The sequence below is a fragment of the Desulfocucumis palustris genome (assembly GCF_002933875.1).
GTDB lineage: Bacteria > Bacillota > Desulfotomaculia > Desulfotomaculales > Desulfocucumaceae > Desulfocucumis > Desulfocucumis palustris.
In genome coordinates, this window is record NZ_BFAV01000045.1 from 58,273 (window position 1) to 82,348 (window position 24,076).

Sequence of the window (24,076 nt, forward strand, 5' to 3'; positions counted from 1 at the left end):
AAGGTGGTTGGAATGATTAGTTTTTGGTCCTCTGTTTTCTGGGCATCAATATTTGTTTTCGGCCTGCTGGTTTTTTTTCACGAACTGGGTCATTTTACCATAGCAAAGCTGGTGGGAATCAAGGTCCATGAATTTTCCCTGGGCTTTGGGCCGAAACTTGTGGGTTTTCCCAGGGGGGAAACCACTTATAACCTCAGGCTTTTGCCTCTGGGCGGTTTTGTGCGCATGGCCGGTATGGACCCGGATGAGGAGAATTTTGAAACCGAGGAGCGGGGTTTTAACAAAAAGACGGTTTTTCAGAGGATCATTGTGATACTGGCCGGTCCGCTGATGAATTTTGTCCTGGCTATTTTACTGCTGGCAGTGATTTATCTGTTCCAGGGGCTGCCCTCCCCCACCAACCAGGTGGATAAGCTGGTGCCCGGACAGCCGGCTGAACGCGCCGGCATTCAGCCCGGAGACCGTATTGTGGCCATTGACGGGAAAAAAATAGAAAAATGGGAAGAATTAAGGGACAAGATTGACAGCAGTCCCAGTAAGAATGTAAGTCTTACCATCAGCAGGGACAGCAAACAATTAAGTATTGCGGTTGTACCTGCCCCTCAGGCCAACGGTCTGGGTAAAATCGGTATTTACCCGGCCTATGAACCGCAGAAGGTGGGGCTGGGGACTGCCCTTGCGGCAGGAGCCGAGAGAACATTGTGGTTTTCGGTTATGATTATTGAATTCATCGGCAGGATGATAATCGGACAGGAAAGGGCGGATCTTGGCGGCCCGGTCAGGGTTGTGGCGGAAATCGGCAAGGCTGTGCAAATGGGGTTTTATCCCCTGCTTACCCTGGCAGCCCTTCTCTCCATAAACCTCGGGTTGTTCAATCTTTTTCCCATCCCCGCCCTGGACGGCAGCAGAATATTGTTTTTAATTGTTGAACGCCTGAGGGGCAGGCCGGTGGATCCCCGCAAGGAGAATTTCATTCACCTGGTGGGCTTTGGTTTACTATTAATGCTGATCGTGGTAATAACCTATAATGACATTCTACAGCTGCTTTGAAGTCCGGCCCGCCGGGAAGTGAGAAGCGGGAAATCAGAAGTTAGAGGTGAAGCGGGGACATTGATGGAATTCCAACCTTTTACCTCTCAATCCGGCCGGCCTTTAAGAGCCGGCTATTATCGGGGCTGATAACATGATACCCAGAAGGAAATCAATTGCCATTAAAGTCGGCGGCGTACAGGTGGGAGGGGACGCTCCCGTTTCCGTTCAATCCATGACCAATACGGACACCGCCGATGTGGCTGCAACTGTCCGGCAAATAAACGAACTTGCCGCCGCGGGCTGCGAGATTGTCCGCTCGGCGGTGCCGAACCGGGAGGCGGCTGCGGCCCTGAAAGAAATTAAGCGCCGGATAACTATTCCGTTGATAGCGGACATTCATTTTGATTACCGCCTGGCCCTCATGTCCCTGGAAGCAGGAGTTGACGGGCTGCGTATCAATCCGGGCAACATAGGGGGCCTGGAAAAGGTGGCGGCGGTGGTTGAAGCGGCCCGTCCGGGGAAAATACCCATTCGCATAGGGGTCAACGCAGGCTCCCTGGAAAAGGACCTTTTAAAGCTATACGGCGGGCTTTCCCCGGAAGCCCTGGCGGAAAGCGCCTTAAGGCATATAAGACTTTTGGAAAGGCTCGGCTACGGGGAAATTAAAATATCCCTTAAAGCCTCCCACGTGCCGCTGATGATAGATGCCTACCGGCTGCTGGCCGTTAAGGTTGCCTATCCCCTGCATGTGGGAGTCACCGAGGCCGGAACCCTTCGCTCCGGCAGTATAAAGTCCGCCGTGGGCATAGGTGCGCTTCTGTCCATGGGCATAGGAGACACCATCAGGGTGTCCCTGACGGGAGATCCGCTGCACGAGGTCGGGGTGGGCTATGAAATACTGAAATCCCTGGGCCTGCGCCGCAGGGGGGTGGAGCTTATTTCCTGCCCCACCTGCGGGCGCACGGGTATTGACATAATATCCATCGCCGAACGGGTGGAAGAATTGCTCTCGGGAGTGGAAGAGCCTCTCAAGGTGGCGGTAATGGGCTGTGTTGTGAACGGCCCGGGGGAGGCCGGCCATGCCGACGTGGGCATCGCCGGGGGAAAAGGTGAGGGCTTGCTTTTCCGAAAGGGACAGGTGATTAGAAAGGTTCCGGAGAATAAGCTGGTGGAGGAACTTGTCCGCGAGGTGGAGAAAATAATTAAAGAGGAAAATAATACATAGCGACCTCATGCTGTAATCTGGGACAGGCTGTTTATACGTTTTTTGCAATTTAAGTACAAAGGCGCGGGATCCTGTCAGGGGCGCGGTTCTGCTAAAATTCCGACTGCTTAACAAAGAGCCGTAACCGTGACAAACTTAATAAGTTAATAAGTTAAGAGCCTGGCGCTAAGGAGGTATATTTTTTGCGGGTTTCACAGATGTTGATTCCAACGTTGCGGGAGACGCCGGCCGAGGCGGAGGTGGTCAGCCACCAGCTGATGGTGAGGGCAGGGTTTATCAGGAAGGCCGCCGCCGGGGTGTACACTTTTTTACCGCTGGCCTGGCGGGTTGTGAGAAAAATTGAGCAGATAGTCCGGGAGGAAATGAACCGGATGGGCGGCCAGGAGATTATGATGCCTATTATCCAGCCGGCGGAGCTGTGGCAGGAGTCGGGCCGCTGGGACGTATACGGCCCGGAGCTTTTCCGCCTGAAGGACAGGCACGGCAGGGACTTCTGCCTGGGGCCCACCCATGAGGAGATAATAACCGATCTTGTCCGGGGGGAGGTCAGCTCATATAAACAGCTTCCCCTGCTGCTGTACCAGATGCAGAACAAATACCGGGACGAGCGCAGGCCCCGCTTCGGGCTGATGAGGGGCCGGGAGTTTATTATGAAGGACCTGTACTCCTTTGACCGGGATGAAGAGGGTTTGGATGTAAGCTATAAAAAAATGTATGAGGCCTATAACAATATATTCCGCCGCTGCGGCCTGGTATTCCGTCCGGTGGAGGCCGATTCGGGAGCCATCGGCGGCAACGATACCCATGAATTTATGGTGCTGGCGGAATCCGGCGAGGCAACGGTGGTATACTGCCCGGCGGAGCCCTGCGGCTACGCCGCCAATGTTGAGCGGGCGGTGAGCCCGCCGGAGCTGCCGGCCGTGCAAGAAAGCCCCGGGCCCTTGCAGGAAGTGGTCACCCCCGGCCAAAAAACAGTGGAACAGGTAACTAAAGGATTGGGAATAGGGCCGGAGAGGATAATAAAAACAATACTATACCAGACGGAAAAGGGAATGGCCGCCGCCCTGGTCAGGGGCGACCGGGAGGTTAACGAGATTAAACTGCAAAAGGTTCTGGACGTACTGCGGCTGGAAATTGCCGGACCCGAGGCGGTGGAGGGACTGACCGGCGCGGCGGTGGGATTTGCCGGTCCGGTTGGCTTAAAGGATATTCCCATAGTGGCGGACCAGGAAGTTGAGGCAATGTCCAATGCCGTCTGCGGGGCCAACAAAACCGGCGCCCACTTGATGGGTGTCAATCCCGGCAGGGATTTTCAATGGCAAAAGTGCGCCGATATAAGGCTGGTTAAAAGGGGCTGCGCCTGCCCCAACTGCGGCTCGCCCATGGAGGAAGCCAGGGGCATAGAGGTGGGCCAGGTATTTAAACTGGGCACCAAATACAGTAAGGTACTGGGCGCCGATTATCTGGACGAAAAGGGTGAAAGCCATCCCATAGTCATGGGCTGTTACGGTGTGGGCGTTACCAGGACCATGGCCGCCGCCATAGAGCAAAACCACGACAAGGATGGAATACTCTGGCCGGTATCCATAGCTCCTTTCCATGTGGTGGTTATACCCGTAAGCAATAAGGACAGCCGGCAGGTGGAGACCGCCGAGAGGATCTATGGCGAGTTGGTGGAAGCAGGAGTTGAGGCGGTTATAGACGACCGTAATGAAAGACCCGGAGTAAAATTCAAGGATGCCGATCTGGTGGGGTATCCCCTGCGTATCACCGTGGGCAAGTCGCTGGCGGAAGGCAAGGTGGAATTGCGGCACAGGCGGGACGGCGAGGTTGTGATGCTTTTGGAGACGGAAGTTGTAAAAAGAGTGCGGGAAATAATCTCCGCTTCCCTGTAAGGAGACCTGATGATGGCAATGCTGGAACGGGTGGTAATACTTTCGGTAACAGCCGGCACAGGCCACATGCAGGCTGCCGAAGCGATAAAATCGGCCATTCTTGAAAAAAATCCCCGGGCCGAAGTCACGGTGCTGGATACTTTCCGCTACACCAGCCCTTTTCTGGAAAAAGTGGTGCTGGGAACATACATGGAAATGATAAAAATAACCCCTGTGGTTTACGGGTATTTATACCGCCGGGCGGAAAAGGGCCAGCCGCTGTCCGGCTTCGCCAAAAATGAGTTTACCAGAATTATGAACAGGTTCAGCGCCGCCAAACTCATTGACTTTCTGGAGGTAAAAAAGCCTCAGGCGGTTATCTGTACTCATCCCTTTCCCCTGGGCATTCTGGCCACCCAACGGCGGCAGAAAAGGTTCAGCCCTTTGATAGCTGGGGTGTTGACGGATTACACGGTACATTCCTACTGGGTTTTTCCTGAAGTGGACTGTTACCTGGCGGCCGCTCCGGAACTGGTGGGGGAATTCGGCTATTACCATATACCCCCTGAAAAGGTTTATCCCACGGGAATACCCATTGAGTTAAAGTTTTCCGTCCGGCTTGACAAAACCGGGATTAGGAAAAAATTGGGGCTTAGCCCGGGTTTGCCCACCATACTGGTAATGGGCGGCGGGCTGGGAATGGGCTCTGTGGCTGAAACGGTGAAAGCGCTGGGTACGGGAACCGATTCTTGCCAGCTGCTGGTGGTGGCCGGTAAAAACCAGCAGCTCCGGTGGAAGATCGAACGGCTGGCCGGGGACCTGGTCAACCCTGTAAAGGTCTTCGGTTATGTGGACAATGTAAATGAGCTTATGACCGCTTCGGATTTGATGGTTGGAAAGGCCGGCGGACTTACCTGCGCCGAGGCCATGGCCAAAGGCCTGCCCATGTTTATTTACGACCCTCTGCCCGGTCAGGAGGAGAGAAATGCGGAGTTTCTCGTGGCTGCCGGGGCGGCGGTGAAGATAAGCAGGGACGGGGACCTGGTAAAGCAAGTTACCGACAGTATCAAATATCCGGCCCGGCTGGAGGGAATGTCCAGGTCGGCGTTGACCCTGGCGAAGCCTGATGCGGCCCGGGAGGCGGCCGGACTCATAACGGAGATGTATGCCGAACCTGCCGGGCGTATAAAATGCTTTTAAGGGGTTTTACTTGTCAAGGACAAAACCCTTGTGGTATACTATACGTGGTTTTGTGGGCCAGGTAGAAAGATCTTTTTCGCAAGTAGAGTGGGTATCACCCACTCTTTCGTATTATACTATACAATATTTTATATGCGTTCTAGATCAAAGGGGGAAAAATAAATGGCCCGGAGCAATATAGCCGGAATGATTGAAGATTTGATTGCCCCGCTGATTGGCGGTATGGGTATAGAATTGGTGGACGTGGAGTTTGTCAAGGAGGGAAACCGCCACTACCTTAGAGTGTTTATCGACAAGCCGGGTGGCGTCGGCCTGGATGACTGCCAGGCGGTTTCTGAAAAACTGGATGTATTTCTGGACGAAAAGGATCCGGTGCCATATTCCTATACCCTGGAAGTATCCTCCCCGGGTATTGAGCGGCCGCTGAAAAAGGTTAAAGACTTTGAGCGCTTTTGCGGTCACAAGGTGAACATAACCACATTTGCGCCTGTGAAAGGCAGTAAAAAGTTCACCGGTATTATAACCGATGCCGGCTCCCGGGGTGTTAACCTGGACATTAACGGTTCGGAATTGTTTATTCCAATGGAACAGTTAGCATCGGCAAAGCTGGCTGTGGAATTTTAGTTTTTTGGAGGCGGTGCGGATGAACACCGAGTTTTTGGAAGCATTAAAGGATCTGGAAAAGGAAAAAGGCATAACGGTGGAGGTTCTGCTGGAGGCCATTGAGGCTGCCCTGCTTTCCGCATATAAACGTAACTTTGGCTCGCTGCAAAACGCAAGTGTACATATCGACCGGGAAACGGGAGATTTTAAAGTTTACTCCCAGAGGGTTGTGGTAGACAATGTGGATGACTCCCGGCTGGAAATATCCCTGGAAGAGGCCCGGAGCGTCAATCCTTCCTACGAACTGGGGGACGTGGTGGACACCGAGGTAACTCCCCGCAATTTCGGCCGCATTGCGGCCCAGACGGCCAAGCAGGTGGTGGTGCAGCGCATCCGGGAGGCGGAACGCAACATTATTTACGAGGAGTTTGCCAACCGGGAAGGCGACATAATCAACGGCGTGGTACAGCGGGTGGAGCAGAAAAACGTGTATATTGAGCTGGGTAAAACCGAAGCGGTGCTGGCGCCGTCGGAGCAAATGCCCGGGGAAAACTATCACCAGGGGATGAGGTTAAAGGCATATATAATTGAGGTGAGAAAAACCACCAAGGGACCTCAGATAATGGTTTCCAGGACGCATCCGGGGCTTTTGAAAAGGTTGTTTGAAATGGAGGTTCCGGAACTCCACGAAGGGGTAATTGAATTAAAGGCGGTTGCCCGGGAGGCCGGCTACCGTTCCAAGATAGCTGTTTATTCACGGGATGAAAATGTAGACCCGGTGGGAGCGTGCGTGGGCCCCAAAGGCATGAGAGTGCAGACCATTGTCAACGAGTTGAACGGGGAAAAGATTGATATAATCAAGTGGGATCCCGACCCGTCCAAATTCGTGGCCGCCTCTTTAAGCCCGGCCAAGGTTGTGGCCGTGGAGGTTTGGGAGGAAGAAAAGGTGGCCCGGGTTATAGTGCCGGACTATCAGCTTTCCCTGGCCATCGGGAAAGAGGGGCAGAACGCCAGGCTGGCGGCAAAACTTACAAACTGGAAGATAGACATCAAGAGCGAGTCGCAAATGGAGGAAATATATAAACAAGAGGGATACACCGAATACTATCAGGAAGATTATGCTGAGTAGGGAGGGTTACCGTGCCCAGGGTAAAAAAAATTCCCCTGAGAATGTGTGTGGGCTGTCAGGAAATGAAGCCAAAAAAAGAATTAATCCGGGTGGTACGGACTCCCCAGGACAGCGTTGAGATAGATCCCACGGGCAAGCTTTCCGGAAGGGGCGTTTACGTGTGCCCCAGCAAGGAATGCCTTAAAAAGGCCGTTAAGGCCAAGCGGCTTGATAAAGCCCTGCAAAGAACCGTGGCCCAGGAGATAATCGATTCATTACTACAGGAGTTGAAGGATTAATGGCGGATGCGGTATATTATCTTTTGGGTCTGGCGCGCCGGGCGGGCAGGATAGAATCCGGGGACGCCGCCGTACGTTCGGCCATTTCCCGGAAAAAGGCCTTCCTGTTGCTGCTGGCTGAAGATTCGGCCCGGCGCACAGCGAAGCCCTTCGAGGAATTGACCGCTTCCGCCGGTATACCTTTGATTAAATACGGCTTGAAGGTTGAACTGGGACGTTCCATTGGGAAGCCTCACCGATCCGTGCTGGCTGTTACCGACAGGAATCTGGCCCGGGGCATTATTCAGGCATTGGAAAAGGGAGGGGTGTAACTTTTTTGTCGTGGGTGGCCACGGCAGCTGTCAGCCGTTAACTCACCGCGCTTGATTAAAATAAGTGCTTTGTGGTAGTGGCCGGGACGGTTGCACATAACAGGCGTAAAATCTGGCGGCCACCCTCGACCATTTATGGAGGTGATTGTATGGTCAAAAAACGTATTTATGAACTGGCGAAGGAACTTAACATAGAAAGCAAGGATATTATTAATAAGCTGAAAGATATCGGCCTGGAGGAAAAAAAACCGGCAAGCGCCCTGGAAGACGACCAAATTGCACATATAATGAAAACATTCGGCCCAGCCAGGGAAGCGGGCAATAAAACCGCGAAACCGGGTGAGCCGCAATCCGGATATCAGGCCGCCCAGGGGCATTCGCCGGGGGAGCAATCCCCGCAAAGAGCAGGGGGACCAAAGCAGCCGTTACAACGGGAGTCAGCGCCGCCAAAACAATCGGGGCAGTATGACCGTACCCGGCAGCCCTCAAATGACTCGCGGAGAAGATCCGATCACAAACAGGGGGGACATAAAATGGACAGGGGGCCGGGTTTGGTAGACAGAGTACCCTCAAGACCGCCGGACAGAAGGTTTGAGGAAAGACCGAGCAGACCCGGTATGCAAGGAAGGCCGGCGCAGCCGCCAAAGGGAGCCGGGAGGCCACCCGGGGTGCCGGCGGATAAAGGCGCCCCGGCGGAAGAGCCGGCCAGAATTCATCAGGCGCCGGCGGAAAGGCAGCAGCCGGAAAAAGAGGCTGCCGCAGCCCAGACCGGCCCGGCGCCTAAAGAGCAAAAACAAAATGAAATGGCCAGAAGGCCGGATGGACATCCGCCAGCCCGGACCTATCCGGCGGCTAACAATATTAACAACGCACCCCGTCAGGGAAACCCGGCCCAGACAAGAACCCCTTCCGGGCAGGACCGTGGCGGGTACGGGGGCAGAGCACGTCCCCAGGGCGGTCAGGGCGGTCAACAAAATTTCAGAAAACCCTATTCCGGCGGTGACAGGGGCCAGTTTCAGGGAAACCGTCCACCCCAGGGCGATGGCAAACCGCCCTTTAAAGGGCGCGAGGGTCAGGGGCCCCGTCCTTACGGCGGCGGTGACCAGGGGAACAGGCCTCCGGCCAGACCCCAGGGGCAGAGGCCGGCCGGCGGTCCGGGGGGCGCAAGGCCCAGACCGGATCAGTTGAAGGTGCCCAAAGTTCCGGAGCAGGCCAAAGATTTGGATAAGGTGAAAGCTTCAGAAAAATCCCGGAACAGGGTGCAGCAAAACCAGAACAAGAATCAAAATCAGGGCAAGGGAAGGGAAAAAGCCAGAACCTTTAATGATTTTGATGAAAGAAAACTGCGGCCGGCGCATTCCAAGAAGAAGGCTCCCAAGCAGGTTTCCAGGGAAGCTCAGCCTGCTCCGGTTGTGGAGAAAAAACCGGTGGTAATCGGTGAATCCGCCACGGTCCAGGAACTGGCGGAAAAAATGAAGAAAAGCCCCGCCGAGCTGATCAAAAGGCTCATGGTGCTGGGTGTGCTGGCTACCATAAACCAGGAAATCGACGTGGACACGGCGGCCATTCTGGCCGGGGAATTCGGATTTGAAATAGAGGTTAAGGTTGAGCTGGACGCCGAGGCACTGCTTGAGCAGGAACAGGAGGATCCCCCGGAAAAGCTGGTTGAGCGGCCCTGCGTGGTTACCGTCATGGGCCATGTGGACCACGGTAAAACTTCATTACTGGATGCCATCCGGGAAACCAACGTCATAGCCACGGAGGCTGGTGGAATTACCCAGCACATCGGGGCCTATCAAGTTGAGCATAATAATAAAAAGATAACCTTTGTGGATACTCCCGGGCACGAGGCTTTTACAGCCATGCGGGCCAGGGGGGCGCAGGTAACCGACATAGCCATTCTGGTGGTGGCGGCGGATGACGGGGTAATGCCCCAGACCATTGAGGCTATCAACCATGCCAAGGCGGCGGGAGTTCCCATTATTGTGGCAATTAATAAAATTGACAAACTCGGCGCCGAGCCTGATAGGGTAAAACAGCAGCTTACCGAGCATGAACTGGTTCCGGAGGAATGGGGCGGCGAGACCATTTTTGTTCCGGTCAGCGCCAAAACCCGGGAAGGCATGGAAGATCTTCTGGAAATGATTTTGCTGGTATCCGAGGTAGGGGAGTTGAAAGCCAATCCCGACCGGGGGGCCAGGGGCACCGTAATAGAAGCCGAACTGGACAAGGGCCGGGGACCCGTAGCCACCGTACTGGTACAAAACGGCACCCTCAGGATAGGGGACAGTATAGTTGCCGGCACCGCTTTCGGTAAAGTTCGCGCCATGATGGACGACAAGGGCCGCCGGATTAAAAAGGCCGGTCCGTCGACGCCGGTGGAGGTTTTGGGCTTCCATGACGTTCCCCAGGCGGGAGATCTATTCTACGCCCTGGAAGATGAAAAAACCGCCAGGAACATAGCCGACAAGCGGATAACCAGGAAGCGCCAGGAGGAGATGAAACAGACCTCCAGGGTAACCCTGGACGATCTCTTCAAACATATTCAGGAGGGACAGGTAAAAGAACTGTGCCTTATTATCAAGGCCGACGTACAGGGCTCCGTGGAGGCCGTTAAACAGTCGCTGGAGCGTCTCTCCACCGGTGAGGTCAAGGTCAATATTATCCATGGCGGCGTCGGCGCCATAACCGAGTCGGATATTATGCTGGCCTCGGCATCCAACGCCATTATCATAGGCTTTAACGTAAGGCCCGATATCAACGTGCGTAAAGCCGCGGAAGCGGAGAAAGTGGATATCCGCCTTTACCGGGTGATATACGACGCCATTGAAGACGTCAAGGCAGCCATGAGCGGGCTGCTGGATCCGGAAATCAAAGAAGTTATTCTTGGCCGGGTTGAGGTTCGCAAAACCTTTAAAGTATCCAAACTTGGTATTATTGCCGGTTGTTATGTGGTTGAGGGTAAAGTTACCAGGGATGCCGGAGTCCGTTTAATCCGGGACGGCGTTGTTGTACACGAGGGCAGACTTGATTCGCTTAAACGGTTTAAGGATGACGCCAGGGAAGTGCTGCAGGGATTTGAGTGCGGGCTTACCCTGGATAGATTCAACGACATCCATGTGGGAGACACAATCGAAGCCTACACCACCGAATCTATAAAAAGGGAATTGGCATAGGGGGTGGGTGTTATGTCCCACCGGCCGGAAAGAATGGCCGAAGCTGTTAAAAAAGAAGTATCGGATATGATCAGGTATGAATTAAAGGATCCCCGTATCGGTTTCGCCACGGTTACATCGGTTGAGGTGTCCGGCGACTTGCGCTACGCCAAAATTTTTATCAGTGTGCTGGGTGAGCCGAACGAACAGCAAAAGACAATAGAGGCGCTGGAAAGCGCCAAGGGTTTTGTCAGAACTGAACTGGGACGGCGTATCAGGTTGCGTTACACCCCGGAGTTGTCTTTTAAACTGGATTCGTCAATTTCCAGGGGAACCAGGCTAATCAAGCTTCTGGAGGAGGTTTCCGGTGATAAGGCCGGAGAGAGCCAAAGCCCGGGGGGAGACTGATATGAACCGGAAAAGGAAGCCGGGCGGCCCGGAGCGTGTATTTCAGGGATCAGGGGAGACACCTGCTTGAATGGTAAGAATCAAGGCAATATAAAAAGGTGTGTCCCCTTGCCTTTGAATGTGTTACGAATGTTATTGGCAACGGCTTCCAGGGGTGGTTCCGGGTAAGGAGTTTTAAATAATGAACAGCCTTACGGAGATTGCCGGGGTATTGAGGAATTCCCGGAAAGTTATTTTATGCGGACATGTTATGCCCGACGGGGACTGTTTGGGTTCAGTGGCGGCGCTGGGTGCCGCCCTGGAGCAAATGGGGAAGGATGTAACCCTGGCAAGTCCGGACCCCGTTCCCGAGATATATGGATTTTTACCGGTTATGGGTAAGTTTTTAATTGGTGAGAAGCCCCTGTCCGGGGAATATGATACTTTTATAATACTTGATTGCTCCGTCCCGGAACGTCTGGGCAAACTCAAGTCGCTTCTGGAAAGGGACATGGTTTTTGTAAATATAGATCACCACAAGGGTCCGGGGGACTTTGCAGGGTATAATTATATAGACGATTCCGCCGCGGCCACCGGGGAAATCGTGATGGATCTTATAGATCTACTGAACGCCGGGATTACCGGTGATATTGCCGTAAGCCTTTACGTGGCGCTGAGCACGGACACGGGTTCTTTTCAGTACGAAAACACCACGCCGGGCACACTGAAAAAAGCGGCGAGGTTGATGGAAGCAGGTATCCATTCCACCTGGATTAATATAAATCTATATGAGGAAAGACCTCTGGTAATACTGAGAGTCATGGAAAAAGCCCTTGAGAATATGGAAATAAGCCCCTGCGGAAAAGTTGCCTGGACCTCCATTGATAAAAGCACTCTGAACAGCATGGCGGCCCGGGACGAACATACGGACGGGCTAATCAATATTGTCCGCACCATTAAGGGAGTTGAAATAGCAATATTCTTCAGGGAAATAACCAGCGGCAAATTTAAGGTGAGCTTCCGCTCCAAAAGCAGGGTGGATGTTCGCCTACTGGCGGGTAAATTTGGCGGCGGCGGCCATGTCAGGGCATCCGGCTGTGTGCTGGAGGGTGATGTGGACGGTATTAAAAAAATGGTTGTGGCTGCCGCGTTAAAGGAAATTTAATGAAGGAATGTCCCCAATTTATGGATGGATTGATTAATATATTAAAACCCCCCGGGATGACCTCCCACGACGTGGTGTATTTTCTGCGCCGGCTTACCGGGGTTAAAAAAGTTGGGCACACCGGGACCCTTGATCCCGCCGCGGCCGGGGTGCTTCTCCTTTGCCTGGGGAGAGCCACCAGAGTTATCGAATTTTTGTCCGGCCGCAAGGAATACCGGGCGGAAATAGCCTTTGGCGCCAAAACCAGCACCGGCGACTCTTTTGGTGAGATTGTATATACCAGGAGCACCGGGGAGTTGACGCCTGATGGTTTTAAAAGGGTAATTCCTTATTTTACCGGTGAAATCGAACAGATTCCTCCCATGACCTCTGCGGTGCGCCATAAGGGCGTTAAACTTTACGAACTTGCCCGCAGGGGGCTGGAGGTGGAGAGAGAGCCAAGGCGGGTAACAATTTACTCAATTAAACTTGTTAAATGGGACCTTGGAGCGGGGAAAAACACCGCCATCTTTGACGTGTCCTGTTCAGCAGGCACATATATTCGAACACTGTGCACCGATATAGGGGACAGACTGGGATGCGGCGCCCACATGAGTTTTTTGCTGCGCACCGGGGCCGGTTCCTTTACCATAGACAATTCCTACACCCTGGAGGAATTGATTGATATGAGCCATGCGGGCGACATCCACAAGGCCGTTATTAACATGGATGAGCTTTTGGCCGGCATGCCGGCGGTGATGGTCAGGGATTCGGCTGCGGCAGCGGTGAAATCAGGCGCAAAATTATATGCCCCCGGTGTGGAGTCTGCCCCCGGGGAACTTGCTCCCGGGCAAATGGTCAGATTAAAGTCGTCGGCAGGCCTATTGGCAGTGGCTGCGGCCGATTACACCGAGGGCAGGCTTATATTTAAACCTGTAAAAGTATTAGGTGAATGATGAGGCCGGTCAAAAACAAGCATGGTGCGAAAGGCGAAGCCGTACAGCGCGCACTGGACGGCGAGTCTGAGTTAAGGTGCCATGCGCATTTTTTCAACGGCCTCCTGACTTAGTTGATTTATGGGGGTAAGGTTGCTTTGGACATATTCGATACCTGGCAGGGATTAGGGGAAAGGTATAAAAATTTACATATAGGTTTAGGAAATTTTGACGGGCTGCACCTGGGACATCAGCACCTTATTTCCGAGCTGGTGAACAAGGCCGGGAAAGAAGGCGGAGTTCCCGGGGTATTCACCTTTTATCCGCATCCCATGAAGGTTTTAAACCCTGAGGGCGCGCCGCCCATGTTGCTGAACCAGCAGGCAAAACAAAAGATGATTGCCGGCATGGGGGTGGAAGTATTGCTGCTGGTTCCCTTTACACCGGAGTTTGCGTCTCTGGACCCGGACCTTTTCATTGCCGAGGTTTTATGCCGGGAATTGAAGACCTGTTCCGTATGTATAGGCTATAATTATACTTTCGGCAGGGGCGGCAAAGGCAATCCGGAAACTCTTATCAAGGCGGGCAGGGATTACGGCTTTGAGGTAAACGTTATCCCTCCGGTAACCATAGAGGGAACTCCCGTAAGCAGCACCCTGATTCGGGGCCTGCTTGCAGACGGCGAGGTTGTGGAAGCAAGAAAGTACCTGGGTTATTGCCCGTTTTTGGACGGCGAGGTTGTGCCGGGGGAAATGCGGGGCAGAACCCTGGGCTTCCCCACTGCCAACATTGACCTGGAAAACGATATACTGGTTCCCGCCAACGGCGTATACGCGGTAAAGGTCAGGGTGGACGGGGACAATTATCTGGGTGTGGCCAATATAGGAGTTAAGCCCACATTTCACGGGGAAGGCCTGAGGCGCAACCTGGAGGTGCATTTGCTGGACTTTTACGGAGATTTGTACGGCAAGAAAATTAAAGTATATTTCACAGGCCGGCTGAGGGAAGAAAAACGTTTTTCCTCTCCCGGGGAACTGGTGGAACAAATAAGGATTGATATCAGTAAAGCCAGAATACAGTCTCAACAGTAAATTGGGGACATTCCTTTCAAATGCCGGGTAAAAGTTTAAGGCGGCCTCCTGGCATAACAGGTCGAAAAAACAAATATAATCTAAATATAACCTTAACATCTCATTAGCGGATTTACTCGGCAGTAAAAATATGCTATAATTACACGGTCCACGTCCCATCAGCATGAAAGGAGACGTTGGCATGGGAGTTCCTAAATTTGATTCCCCGGAAGAGGAAATAAAGAAATGGCTGAACCATATAGCCATGATTTGTCTCAGTGAGGATTTTCAGCGGCTAAAAAAGGAACTGGAAGACATTTATAGCCAGTCCAATCTGGAAAATTCAAGGCTGACGGCCTTTCAGGATGCGCTTTATGCTTTTCTGGCCCAGGAAGAAGAAAACAGGACGGCGCAGTCAGGTGCATATTGAAAAGGGTAGCAGTATGCGTGTAATTATCACTGAACACGCCAGAAAACGTTTAAAGGATATGCGCCAGGACAAAATTACAGTGCAGGACATAATCGGCGCAGCCACCGGAATACCGGGGCGCATCCCCACTGCCACAAGATTCCGTGGTTTTTTTGCCAAATCGGGAAGAATATTTGATATAGTTGCCAAGGACATACCGGGCGGTCGCTTGGTAATAACAATTATAGGGAAATAATCCCCTGAACTGTTGGCTAGGGAATTCGTTACTCCGGCGGTTTGCTTGGCCTGCAGCGATTAACCCGGGGTTGGGAGGTGAAATAAAAATGGCACTGTCGGTGGAAGCAAAACAATCCGTGATTTCGGAACACAAAATTCATGAAAACGATACCGGCTCGCCGGAAGTACAGATAGCTATACTCACCAACAGAATTAACAGCCTTACCGAGCATCTGAAGATCCATAAAAAGGACCATCATTCCAGGCGGGGACTGTTGAAAATGGTGGGTAAGAGGCGTGCCCTGTTAAATTATCTGCGGGACCGTAAATTTGACCGTTACCGCTCCATCATCGAAAAACTGGGATTGCGTAAATAATTTTTATTGGAAAAAGAGCGGTTATCCGCTCTTTTTTTTAATAAATTGGGAACACTCCTTTGTGAAAAATGATAAGCGGACCGGATTGAACCGGACCGGCCTGAAAATGTCAAGGGGAAGGATAAGGACACCTCAAGAAGGCTGGAACACTTATTATCTTCAGTCTGGCGCTTATGCGGGTATTTTTTATCGACTGTGCAGGAAATACTATAAAATATGTAGAATAACTAACAGCTGTAAAAAATTGCATGGATACATGGAGGTTTGGCCTTTTATGTCGGAAAAGGTTGTTTTAAAGAGGGAAATTAACATCGGCGGCCGAAATTTGACCCTGGAGACGGGCAAGGTCGCAAAACAGGCCAGCGGAGCTGTCTTGGTCCGTTACGGCGATACAGTGGTATTGGTTACTGCCACAATGGCTCAAAATATACGTGAGGGAATAGACTTCTTTCCTCTCACCGTGGACTATGAGGAACGGCTGTATGCTGTGGGCAAAATACCGGGAGGCTTTATAAAAAGGGAGTCGAGGCCCAGCGAAAAGGCCATTTTATCCGGAAGACTTATCGACAGGCCCATACGGCCTCTTTTCCCCAAGGGTTTCAGGAATGAAGTTCAGGTAGTGGCCACCGTTATGTCGGTGGACCAGGATAATGCCCCGGAAATTACAGCAATGGTGGGCGCGTCGGCTGCTTTACATATTAGCGACACACCCTTTGGGGGTCCCATTGCCGGGGTTATTGTGGGGCGGGTTGACGGACAGCTTATAATCAACCCCGGTTTGGAGCAGTCGGAAAAAAGCGACCTGCACCTTGTGGTGGCAGGCACCAGGGACGCGGTTATGATGGTGGAGGCGAAAGCCGCCGAGGTACCGGAAAATGTTGTGCTGGAAGCCATATCCTTTGGACACGGGAAAGTAAAGGAAATTGTTGATTTTATAGAAAAGTTCCGGGAAGAGGCGCTATCCCTGGGATTAGCCAGGGAGAAGGTTGTTTTTGAACCCGGTCAGGTTCCTCCGGCCATCGAGGAAGCGGTCTCCGGAACGGCTAAAGAAAGAATCAGCGCCGCGGTAAAGCAATGCATTGATACAAAGATGCCCAAAAAGCAGAGGGAGTTCCTGCTGGACCAGATCAAGGCGGAGTTAATACAGCAGTTTTCGGAAACTTTTCCCGAGCAGGAAAAGGATATTGAAAAAGTAGTCGAAACAGTGGAAAAGAAAGTTGTAAGGGGTTTCATCACCAAGGATAAAATACGTATAGACGGACGGGCATTGAATGAGGTCAGACCCATAACCGTTGAGGTTGGCGTTTTGCCCCGCACCCACGGCACGGGACTGTTCACCCGGGGACAGACCCAGGTGATGTCGGTGCTTACCCTTGGCGCGGTTTCTGAAGAACAAAGGCTGGATGGACTGGGTGTGGAGGAAACCAAGAGGTATATGCACCATTACAATTTTCCCCCCTACAGCACGGGCGAAACCAAGCCCATGCGCTCCCCGGGCAGGCGTGAGATAGGTCACGGCGCCCTGGCTGAGCGGGCCCTTGAGGCTGTGATACCGTCGGTGGAGGATTTCCCTTATACCATAAGAATCGTTTCCGAGGTGCTTGAATCCAACGGTTCCACCTCTATGGGCAGTGTTTGCGGCAGTTGCCTGGCCCTGTTGGACGCCGGGGTACCCATCAAGGCTCCCGTGGCCGGTGCGGCCATGGGCCTGATTAAGGAAGATGACGATATAGCGGTGCTTACGGATATACAGGGTATTGAAGATCATCTGGGAGATATGGATTTCAAGGTGGCCGGGACCAAGGACGGTATTACCGCCCTGCAAATGGACATTAAAATCGCCGGGGTCACCCCGCAAATATTGGAAAAGGCGCTGGCTCAGGCCCACGAGGCCAGAATGCACATAATGGGGAAAATGCTGGAGGTAATCGATAAGCCCAGGACCGAGCTTTCCCGCTACGCCCCCCGGATTATTCATACCAGTATAGAGCCTGACAAGATAAGGGATGTTATCGGGCCCGGCGGCAAAATCATCAGGAAGATTGTTGAGGAAACCGGAGCCGATATAGATATTGAAGACGATGGAAGGGTGTTCATCGTCGCCGTGGATCCCGATGCGGGCAAAAAGGCCCTCCATATCATAGAGACGCTGACCAAGGATGTGGAAACCGGAGAGATATACAACGGCAAGGTTACCAGGGTAACGGATTTCGGTTGCTTTGTGGAGGTTATTCCCGGTGTGCTGGGACTGGCAGGCAAGGAAGGTCTTGTTCATATTTCCCAGCTTGCCCACCACAGGGTGGCCAAAACCGAGGATGTGGTTAAAGAGGGAGATTCAATTCTGGTTAAAGCCATCGGCTATGACCAGCAGGGCCGTCTGAAGCTATCCCGGAAGGAAGCTGTACCTCCGGAGCCCTGGGAGTTGGAGGCAGCCAGCCAGGCTGCACCCGAGGGGGAGCAGAAGCGTCCTCCCAGGCCAAGGGCGAACCGTCGTTAAGGGCCAAAATAATATTTAACCTGAGAAGAGCAGGGGGCGCCGGTAGGTGTCCTCTGTTTTAATTTTGCTAAACCTAAATTTAACACAAATTTATCTTTCATTAATCACCTTTATGTTACAATTGTAAAAATAATTTGGTCGGGAGTATAGAATAATAATGAAATTCAGCACGGCAAAACTGGCCAGGACCATAGGCTGGCGGCCAATAGTAAGCTATTTTCTATTAATCTTTGTTTTTTTCGCACTACTTAAATTGTACCCCGTGACCAGAGAAAATGCCTTCGGGGTGGCGCTGCTGTCCCTTCCCTTTGCCGTGCTGCTGGCCTGGATTATGCTGAAAAGGGTAATTTTTCCCCTCAATTTGATTGCCGAGGCGGCCCAGGAAATGGCCAGGGGCAACCTGGAAAAAGAAATAAAAATATACACAAACGACGAGATAGGCGACCTGGCAAGGAGCATCAATCTCCTGGCCTCACGTTTAAAACACACGGTGGAAGATATTACCGACGAAAAAAACAGGATGCACGCCATATTGAACAGTATGGCGGACGGCGTGGTGGCTGTGGACAGCGCCGGCAGAGTTTTACTGGTAAATCCGGTGGTGGAAAGGGCGCTGGGTATTTCCGGCCAGGCCAGCAGAGGCAAAGAAATAGTGGAGGTTGTAAGGCATTATGATTTTGAAAAGTATTTAAAGGAAGCTCTGGTAAATCAGCTGGACCTGCGCAGGGAGATACAGGTGCTGACTCCGGACCCCAAAATATACAGTGTCCATTTCACCCCCTTAAAGGGAAGCGACCGGGGCGGCGTGGTCGCCCTCTTCAGGGATGTTACCGAAAAGCGCCAGCTGGAGCAGTTGAGGAATGAGTTTATAGCAAATGTCTCACATGAACTGAGAACTCCAATGACCTCTATCAAGGGATTTCTGGAAACATTGCTGGACGGCGCGCTGGATGACAGGGACGCCGCCGAACATTTCCTTAAAATTATGAGCGCGGAGACAGAACGCCTGACAAGATTGATTGATGATCTTTTTGCCCTTTCAAATATAGAAAACCGTAAGGTTCTGCCCAAAAAGGAGCCGATTTTGCTGGAGGACGTGGTTGAAAAGGTGGTTTCCATATTGGGGCAGAGCGCCAGTGATAAAGATATTGAGCTTACAACATCAATGGCTGAGGATTTGCCCCGGGTTATGGCTGATGAGGACATGATTACCAGGGTTATTATCAATCTGTTGGACAACGCAATTAAATACACTCATACCGGCGGCAGGATTTCGGTGGAGGCCGGCCGTGACGGGGAGAGAATTTTTGTCCGGGTGACCGACACCGGTATAGGCATTCCCGAAGAGAGCCTGTCCAGGGTTTTTGAGCGGCTTTACCGGGTGGATCGGGCCCGTTCCAGGGAGTGCGGCGGCACCGGCCTGGGTCTGGCCATAGTAAAGCATATATTGGAGGTGCATGGAGGTAGTATTGAGGTCACCAGCAGTCTGGGACGCGGAAGCACGTTTACCGCTTATCTTCCGCTGTAAGATGCAGAGGTGAACCTGATAATGTTGTAAATTTACTGCTGTTATCCAATAGTCAATTTAGTCTTTGATAGTGTAAAATGTAATGCATATGAAAAACGGTTTAATTATAATATCTAGTCCAGGGGGTATTCAATTTGAGTAGATATGCCTTTGACAAATCCCTCAGGGAGATACAGAACGATATACTGCGCATGGGCAGTTTGGTGGAGCAGGCTATTTTCGATTCGGTTGATTCCTTTATGAACCAGGATGTTACCGTGGCGGCAGGCGTGATCATGGGGGATGAGCGCATTGACGAATTATTTCTTGAAATAGAGGATAAATGCGTAAAAATAATAGCCACCCAGCAGCCTATAGCCAAGGATCTCCGGGTGGCCATTACGGGTATAAAAATTCTTTTAAGCCTGGAAAGAATGGCGGATCATTCCGTGGACATCGCCAGATCCACCATGTGTCTAACAGGTCATCCCATGATTGTGCGGCCGGTTCAGGAAATTCCCCGCATGGCCAGGATGGCCAGACAGATGGTTAAGGACGGACTGGACGCATACGTAAACAGGGATGTTGAAAAGGCTAAAGCAATGTGCGCCATGGATGATCAGGTGGATTTTATATTTTCTCATGTTTTTAAGGACACCCTGGCGTGTATGGAGGAAAACCCTCAGGTGGTGGTGCAAGGCGCATATCTTCTTTATGTATCCAGATACCTGGAACGTATAGCCGATCACGCAACCAATATAGGGGAAGCGGTAATTTATCTGGTAACTGGTGAAAGACGCGAGCTGAATTAGCTTATTTAATACATTAATATAGGGACAAGATATAATTCAGATTCTTTGGGTGATTCCTGTTTTTTACTGGAATTTTGCCCATCCTTGCTTTCATCAGACATAATCACACCTCCCCGGCTTGTTTTAAATGTTTCTTGCCTGTATTGACGGTTTTACCTTAAAAAATTGTTAAATCTCAAAAATAAAAGATATAATATCTTATGATTTTATGCCGGGAAAGTTTACATATAAAAATAACCAGTTCCCCGGCCGGCTTGGGCGGTGAGTATGCTTTTATTACTCCACTGGATTAAATGGCGCATATAATGTCCTAATTGTTAAATTGTTCACCTGAACAGTTATTGGTGCTTTTGGTATATTAATTTATTTCTTTGTAATTTTGCCCTTATTCGGATTCCTTGTCCAAACTCCCGGAGTATTACAATTATTTGAAATTAGAACTATAGTCCCTATTTTTTAGGAAGAATGGCATGTGAATATTTAAAATTAATATAGTAACATAAATGTAGAAAAAATAATATTAATGTCATTTTGTGGCTAGCAGCATGTTGTTCTTAATACCCTAAAAGTGGGCAGTATAAATTTTTGGAGAAGGAAAGAGGGCGTATGAAACAAAGGAAATGCCAGGTCTGTGGATCTATATTTGATCTTACCAACCCTAACAAATTATACTGCAGTGATATATGTAAAAAGTATGCAACCAATGAGAAGGCGAAAAACAGGTACGTGAGGAAGAAAAACAGGGTATATAAACCTTCTATTATTGATTTAACCATGCATACAAAATCCATGGACAATATTAAAGCCAAGGAGGATCCGCAGTTCAGAAAGGGTATATTAAAATACCTGCTGGCTGATCAAATGTACTAAATGTTCTCCACTTTAAAAATAAAATATACATTCTCTGGTGTTGCCGCTTTACCACATGTTTATCCAGGTGGGGAGTGGGTGTAATAATTTGTAAAATAAACCTGCGGATCAATTTACCGCGGGTTTTGTGTGTTTAAGGAAGGGGGAACACCTTTTAGGTTGTCAAAATCCTTTTCCTTTGACAATTCCGGGCCGGGTTGTTTAAAATCCTGTGAATTTTATCATTTTTCAGCAAGGAATGTTCCTAACCTTCGGGAAAAAAACTGGACATATGGATTGCAGATAATGCATAATGTACCTGATTGCTCTTTTTATCCCATATTCACTATTTATTTTCCGACATTCCGGTCGGGAGGCCGGGGAGCCCGTCATCGGGGCGCCTGTGGGGCGGTTGGCTTTTAGGTTGTTTTGATTTTAGCATTTTGCTATATTTTATAAACAGGTAACAGGGGTGATTAATTTGGCAAAAGAGAACACTTTCGACATAGTTTCCAAAGTAGACCTGCAGGAGGTAAGCAACGCGGTAAACCAGTCCCAGAGGGAACTCACCAACAGGTTTGATTTCAAAGGCAGCAAAAGCCGCATTGATTATGACGGCAAGGAGCTTATGATATACTCGGACAGTGACTTTAAACTGAAGAACGTGGTGGAGATTATGGAGGCCAAAATGGTGAAGCGGGGAATAAACCTGAAATCCCTGCGCTACGGTAAAATCGAGAAAGCCGCCGGCGATACCGTCAAGCAAAGGGTTGAGCTGGTGCAGGGGCTGGATAAGGAGCTTGCCAAGAGCATAATAAAGCTGGTTAAGGAAAGCAAGCTTAAAGTTCAGGCCTCCATTCAGGAGGATCAGGTCCGGGTCAGCGGCAAGAACAGGGATGACCTGCAGGCAATTATTAAAATAATTAAAGACCGGGACTGGGAGATACCATTGCAGTTTGTAAATATGAGAACTTATTAATTTTGAGAGGGCGGCTGTTATGGCCTCGAAGGTTGGAATAATTAGTCTCGGGTGTTCGAAAAACCTGGTGGATACGGAAATAATGCTGGGGTTGTTAAACAGGGCGGGCTACGAAATTACCGGGGCGCAGGACAACGCCGACGTGATCATCGTTAATACCTGCGGTTTCATCACCCCGGCCAAGGAAGAAGCTATCAATACAATATTTGAAACGGCGCGTTTAAAAGAAACCTCGGGGCTGAAAGCCCTGCTGGTGGCGGGCTGTCTTTCCCAGCGCTACGGAAAAATTTTACTGGACGAAATGCCCGAGGTGGATGGAATATTGGGTACCGGGGCTGTGCCGGATATCGCCGGTTTGGTGGAACTGGCGCTGCAGGGGGAGCGATTCTGCCGGGTGGCTTCCCCTGCATACGCGCATACCCCGGACATGCCCAGAATACTGACCACGCCGCCTTATTCCGCCTACCTGAAAATTGCCGACGGCTGCAGCAACCGCTGTTCTTACTGCGCCATCCCCAATATACGCGGGGATTACAGGAGCCGTCCGCTGGAAGCGGTAATTTCGGAAGCTGAAAGCCTTCTGGAGCAAGGGGTTAGGGAAATAGTGCTGGTGGCCCAGGACACCACTGCCTATGGTATGGATATATACGGCCGGAGGAAGCTGGCCGGCCTGGTAAGGGAGTTGGCCGTCCTGGGCGTTCCCTGGATACGCCTTATGTACTGCTATCCCACAGGATTTACCGGGGAATTGATAAAGGTCATGGCCGACAATAGAAACATATGCCGTTACGTGGACATGCCCCTGCAGCATGCCAGCCCCCGGATGCTGAAACTGATGAACAGGCGGGGAAGCCCGGAGGAAATAAAAGAATTGATTGCGGAACTGCGCAGGGCAATGCCGGGTATCGCCCTGCGTTCCACCTTCATGGTGGGTTTTCCCGGTGAGACCGGGGAGGATTTTGAGGAATTAATCAGCTTTATGAAGGAGGTCCGTTTTGAACGGGCCGGAGTGTTCAAATACTCCCGGGAAGAGGGTACCCCGGCCGGAGACATGTCAGGCCAGGTTCCCGCCCGGGTGAAAGAAGAGCGCTATCACCGGGCCATGAAGCTGCAACAGGAAATTTCCCTGGAGCAGAACTCCGCCCTGGTGGGTAAGGTAATAAATGTTTTGGTGGAGGAGGAACCCTCGGGAAGGTCGAATTTATACAGGGGAAGAAGTGAAATGGATGCGCCGGATATAGACGGCTTGGTGCTTTTTACCGCGGTAAAGTCAGCCCCAAGGCCGGGCGACCTGGTAAAGGTCCGGGTTAACAAGGCTTATGAATACGACCTGAGGGGAGAGTTGAGCTAAATGAATTTGCCCAACAGGTTGACCCTGGTCAGAATATTTCTTATACCGGTTATTCTGGCGGTTATATCTTTGAGGGTCGGCTATGGTGATTATATAGCCGCCGGGGTATTTATACTGGCGGCCAGCACCGACGGGCTGGATGGATATATAGCCCGGAAAAGAAGACTTATTACCACATTGGGCAAACTTATGGATCCCCTGGCGGATAAATTGCTGGTATCAGCCGCTCTTATTGCCCTGGTGGAACTGCACCGGCTACCTGCCTGGGTAGCGGTGGTGATAATCGGCAGGGAGTTTGCCGTAACCGGTCTGAGGGCATTGGCGGCTTCCGAGGGTGAGATAATTGCCGCGGGGAAACTGGGGAAAATTAAAACAGTTACGCAGATTGTGGCCATCTCCGCGCTGTTTCTGAAAGATTTGCCCCTGCTTATAGCCCTTCTTTCCACGGGGGCGCCGGTTGCTCCGCCGGAAATAAAAACTTCGTGGATAATGTTGGGCCAGCTTGCCACCTGGGTTGCAGTTATATTTACAATATGGTCGGGGGTTGATTATTTTAACCGAAGCTGGTCGGTGATAAAAAGGGGAGGATATTAGGGCTGCCTTTGGTAAAGGTGGCTTTTTTCATAAGTTGGGGACACTCCCAGCCCCAAAGTTAGCCTGTTAATAGAGGAGTACTCCCCTGCATAAGTTGTGAGAACACCCTCATCCTAAAAGC

23 protein-coding genes are annotated in these 24,076 nt (G+C 51.3%); all 23 read left to right on the forward strand.

The window, feature by feature from the left end; genetic code table 11:
• Window positions 1-12: 12 nt before the first annotated feature.
• The 23 genes from rseP to pgsA all read left to right on the forward strand — a co-directional run bounded on the left by rseP (window position 13) and on the right by pgsA (window position 23,955).
• Window positions 13-1,050: an RIP metalloprotease RseP gene (gene rseP, locus DCCM_RS03980; RefSeq protein WP_104371161.1), complete on the forward strand. Its 1,038-nt coding sequence runs from the start codon at window positions 13-15 to the stop codon at window positions 1,048-1,050.
• A gap of 133 nt (window positions 1,051-1,183) precedes the next feature.
• A complete protein-coding gene (gene ispG, locus DCCM_RS03985; protein ID WP_104371162.1) occupies window positions 1,184-2,257 on the forward strand; it encodes a flavodoxin-dependent (E)-4-hydroxy-3-methylbut-2-enyl-diphosphate synthase in 1,074 nt (357 codons plus the stop codon).
• 182 nt (window positions 2,258-2,439) lie between these two features.
• Window positions 2,440-4,152: a proline--tRNA ligase gene (locus DCCM_RS03990; protein WP_104371163.1), complete on the forward strand. Its 1,713-nt coding sequence runs from the start codon at window positions 2,440-2,442 to the stop codon at window positions 4,150-4,152.
• A 9-nt stretch (window positions 4,153-4,161) separates the two neighbouring features.
• A complete protein-coding gene (locus tag DCCM_RS03995) occupies window positions 4,162-5,331 on the forward strand; it encodes an MGDG synthase family glycosyltransferase (protein WP_231702643.1) in 1,170 nt (389 codons plus the stop codon).
• A gap of 162 nt (window positions 5,332-5,493) precedes the next feature.
• The gene (rimP, locus tag DCCM_RS04000) at window positions 5,494-5,955 is read left to right on the forward strand and encodes a ribosome maturation factor RimP (RefSeq protein WP_104371165.1); all 462 of its coding nucleotides are present in this window, start codon (window positions 5,494-5,496) and stop codon (window positions 5,953-5,955) included.
• A 19-nt stretch (window positions 5,956-5,974) separates the two neighbouring features.
• On the forward strand, window positions 5,975-7,063 hold the full coding sequence (nusA, locus tag DCCM_RS04005; RefSeq protein ID WP_104371166.1) for a transcription termination factor NusA: 1,089 nt from the start codon (window positions 5,975-5,977) through the stop codon (window positions 7,061-7,063).
• An 11-nt stretch (window positions 7,064-7,074) separates the two neighbouring features.
• The gene (gene rnpM, locus DCCM_RS04010; RefSeq protein WP_104371167.1) at window positions 7,075-7,341 is read left to right on the forward strand and encodes an RNase P modulator RnpM; all 267 of its coding nucleotides are present in this window, start codon (window positions 7,075-7,077) and stop codon (window positions 7,339-7,341) included.
• The gene (locus tag DCCM_RS04015) at window positions 7,341-7,652 is read left to right on the forward strand and encodes a L7Ae/L30e/S12e/Gadd45 family ribosomal protein (RefSeq protein ID WP_104371168.1); all 312 of its coding nucleotides are present in this window, start codon (window positions 7,341-7,343) and stop codon (window positions 7,650-7,652) included. Before rnpM ends, DCCM_RS04015 begins: the two co-directional genes overlap by 1 nt.
• Window positions 7,653-7,801: 149 nt before the next feature.
• Window positions 7,802-10,828: a translation initiation factor IF-2 gene (gene infB / locus DCCM_RS04020; protein ID WP_104371169.1), complete on the forward strand. Its 3,027-nt coding sequence runs from the start codon at window positions 7,802-7,804 to the stop codon at window positions 10,826-10,828.
• A gap of 12 nt (window positions 10,829-10,840) precedes the next feature.
• Window positions 10,841-11,215, forward strand: a complete 375-nt coding sequence (gene rbfA / locus DCCM_RS04025) for a 30S ribosome-binding factor RbfA (RefSeq protein ID WP_104371170.1) — start codon at window positions 10,841-10,843, stop codon at window positions 11,213-11,215.
• Window positions 11,216-11,396: 181 nt separating this feature from the next.
• Window positions 11,397-12,359 (forward strand): DHH family phosphoesterase, encoded by a 963-nt coding sequence (locus DCCM_RS04030; RefSeq protein ID WP_104371171.1) that lies wholly within the window; start codon window positions 11,397-11,399, stop codon window positions 12,357-12,359.
• 20 nt (window positions 12,360-12,379) lie between these two features.
• Entirely contained in the window at window positions 12,380-13,294 is a 915-nt protein-coding gene (truB, locus tag DCCM_RS04035; RefSeq protein ID WP_104371259.1) for a tRNA pseudouridine(55) synthase TruB, read from the forward strand.
• A gap of 137 nt (window positions 13,295-13,431) precedes the next feature.
• On the forward strand, window positions 13,432-14,364 hold the full coding sequence (locus tag DCCM_RS04040; protein ID WP_104371172.1) for a bifunctional riboflavin kinase/FAD synthetase: 933 nt from the start codon (window positions 13,432-13,434) through the stop codon (window positions 14,362-14,364).
• Window positions 14,365-14,545: 181 nt separating this feature from the next.
• Window positions 14,546-14,773 (forward strand): hypothetical protein, encoded by a 228-nt coding sequence (locus DCCM_RS04045; RefSeq protein WP_104371173.1) that lies wholly within the window; start codon window positions 14,546-14,548, stop codon window positions 14,771-14,773.
• 13 nt (window positions 14,774-14,786) lie between these two features.
• Window positions 14,787-15,008, forward strand: a complete 222-nt coding sequence (locus DCCM_RS04050; RefSeq protein WP_104371174.1) for a hypothetical protein — start codon at window positions 14,787-14,789, stop codon at window positions 15,006-15,008.
• A gap of 88 nt (window positions 15,009-15,096) precedes the next feature.
• Window positions 15,097-15,366: a 30S ribosomal protein S15 gene (gene rpsO, locus DCCM_RS04055; RefSeq protein ID WP_104371175.1), complete on the forward strand. Its 270-nt coding sequence runs from the start codon at window positions 15,097-15,099 to the stop codon at window positions 15,364-15,366.
• 274 nt (window positions 15,367-15,640) lie between these two features.
• Window positions 15,641-17,863 (forward strand): polyribonucleotide nucleotidyltransferase, encoded by a 2,223-nt coding sequence (locus tag DCCM_RS04060; RefSeq protein ID WP_104371176.1) that lies wholly within the window; start codon window positions 15,641-15,643, stop codon window positions 17,861-17,863.
• A gap of 157 nt (window positions 17,864-18,020) precedes the next feature.
• Window positions 18,021-19,391, forward strand: coding sequence for a two-component system histidine kinase PnpS (gene pnpS / locus DCCM_RS04065; protein WP_104371177.1), 1,371 nt, complete (start codon window positions 18,021-18,023; stop codon window positions 19,389-19,391).
• 134 nt (window positions 19,392-19,525) lie between these two features.
• A complete protein-coding gene (gene phoU / locus DCCM_RS04070) occupies window positions 19,526-20,182 on the forward strand; it encodes a phosphate signaling complex protein PhoU (protein ID WP_104371178.1) in 657 nt (218 codons plus the stop codon).
• 585 nt (window positions 20,183-20,767) lie between these two features.
• Window positions 20,768-21,052 (forward strand): hypothetical protein, encoded by a 285-nt coding sequence (locus DCCM_RS04075; RefSeq protein ID WP_128739082.1) that lies wholly within the window; start codon window positions 20,768-20,770, stop codon window positions 21,050-21,052.
• A 460-nt stretch (window positions 21,053-21,512) separates the two neighbouring features.
• Window positions 21,513-22,010: a YajQ family cyclic di-GMP-binding protein gene (locus DCCM_RS04085; RefSeq protein WP_104371181.1), complete on the forward strand. Its 498-nt coding sequence runs from the start codon at window positions 21,513-21,515 to the stop codon at window positions 22,008-22,010.
• A gap of 19 nt (window positions 22,011-22,029) precedes the next feature.
• Window positions 22,030-23,361 (forward strand): 30S ribosomal protein S12 methylthiotransferase RimO, encoded by a 1,332-nt coding sequence (rimO, locus tag DCCM_RS04090; RefSeq protein ID WP_104371182.1) that lies wholly within the window; start codon window positions 22,030-22,032, stop codon window positions 23,359-23,361.
• On the forward strand, window positions 23,362-23,955 hold the full coding sequence (pgsA, locus tag DCCM_RS04095; protein ID WP_104371183.1) for a CDP-diacylglycerol--glycerol-3-phosphate 3-phosphatidyltransferase: 594 nt from the start codon (window positions 23,362-23,364) through the stop codon (window positions 23,953-23,955). It begins immediately after the preceding gene.
• The last annotated feature ends 121 nt before the right edge of the window (window positions 23,956-24,076 follow it).

Coding starts and splice junctions, on each gene's coding strand:
- rseP (WP_104371161.1), top strand. CDS start 13: ATGATTAGTTTTTGGTCCTCTGTTTTCTGGGCATCAATATTTGTTTTC.
- ispG (WP_104371162.1), top strand. CDS start 1,184: ATGATACCCAGAAGGAAATCAATTGCCATTAAAGTCGGCGGCGTACAG.
- DCCM_RS03995 (WP_231702643.1), top strand. CDS start 4,162: ATGATGGCAATGCTGGAACGGGTGGTAATACTTTCGGTAACAGCCGGC.
- rimP (WP_104371165.1), top strand. CDS start 5,494: ATGGCCCGGAGCAATATAGCCGGAATGATTGAAGATTTGATTGCCCCG.
- nusA (WP_104371166.1), top strand. CDS start 5,975: ATGAACACCGAGTTTTTGGAAGCATTAAAGGATCTGGAAAAGGAAAAA.
- DCCM_RS04015 (WP_104371168.1), top strand. CDS start 7,341: ATGGCGGATGCGGTATATTATCTTTTGGGTCTGGCGCGCCGGGCGGGC.
- infB (WP_104371169.1), top strand. CDS start 7,802: ATGGTCAAAAAACGTATTTATGAACTGGCGAAGGAACTTAACATAGAA.
- rbfA (WP_104371170.1), top strand. CDS start 10,841: ATGTCCCACCGGCCGGAAAGAATGGCCGAAGCTGTTAAAAAAGAAGTA.
- DCCM_RS04030 (WP_104371171.1), top strand. CDS start 11,397: ATGAACAGCCTTACGGAGATTGCCGGGGTATTGAGGAATTCCCGGAAA.
- truB (WP_104371259.1), top strand. CDS start 12,380: ATGGATGGATTGATTAATATATTAAAACCCCCCGGGATGACCTCCCAC.
- DCCM_RS04045 (WP_104371173.1), top strand. CDS start 14,546: ATGGGAGTTCCTAAATTTGATTCCCCGGAAGAGGAAATAAAGAAATGG.
- DCCM_RS04050 (WP_104371174.1), top strand. CDS start 14,787: ATGCGTGTAATTATCACTGAACACGCCAGAAAACGTTTAAAGGATATG.
- rpsO (WP_104371175.1), top strand. CDS start 15,097: ATGGCACTGTCGGTGGAAGCAAAACAATCCGTGATTTCGGAACACAAA.
- DCCM_RS04060 (WP_104371176.1), top strand. CDS start 15,641: ATGTCGGAAAAGGTTGTTTTAAAGAGGGAAATTAACATCGGCGGCCGA.
- pnpS (WP_104371177.1), top strand. CDS start 18,021: ATGAAATTCAGCACGGCAAAACTGGCCAGGACCATAGGCTGGCGGCCA.
- rimO (WP_104371182.1), top strand. CDS start 22,030: ATGGCCTCGAAGGTTGGAATAATTAGTCTCGGGTGTTCGAAAAACCTG.
- pgsA (WP_104371183.1), top strand. CDS start 23,362: ATGAATTTGCCCAACAGGTTGACCCTGGTCAGAATATTTCTTATACCG.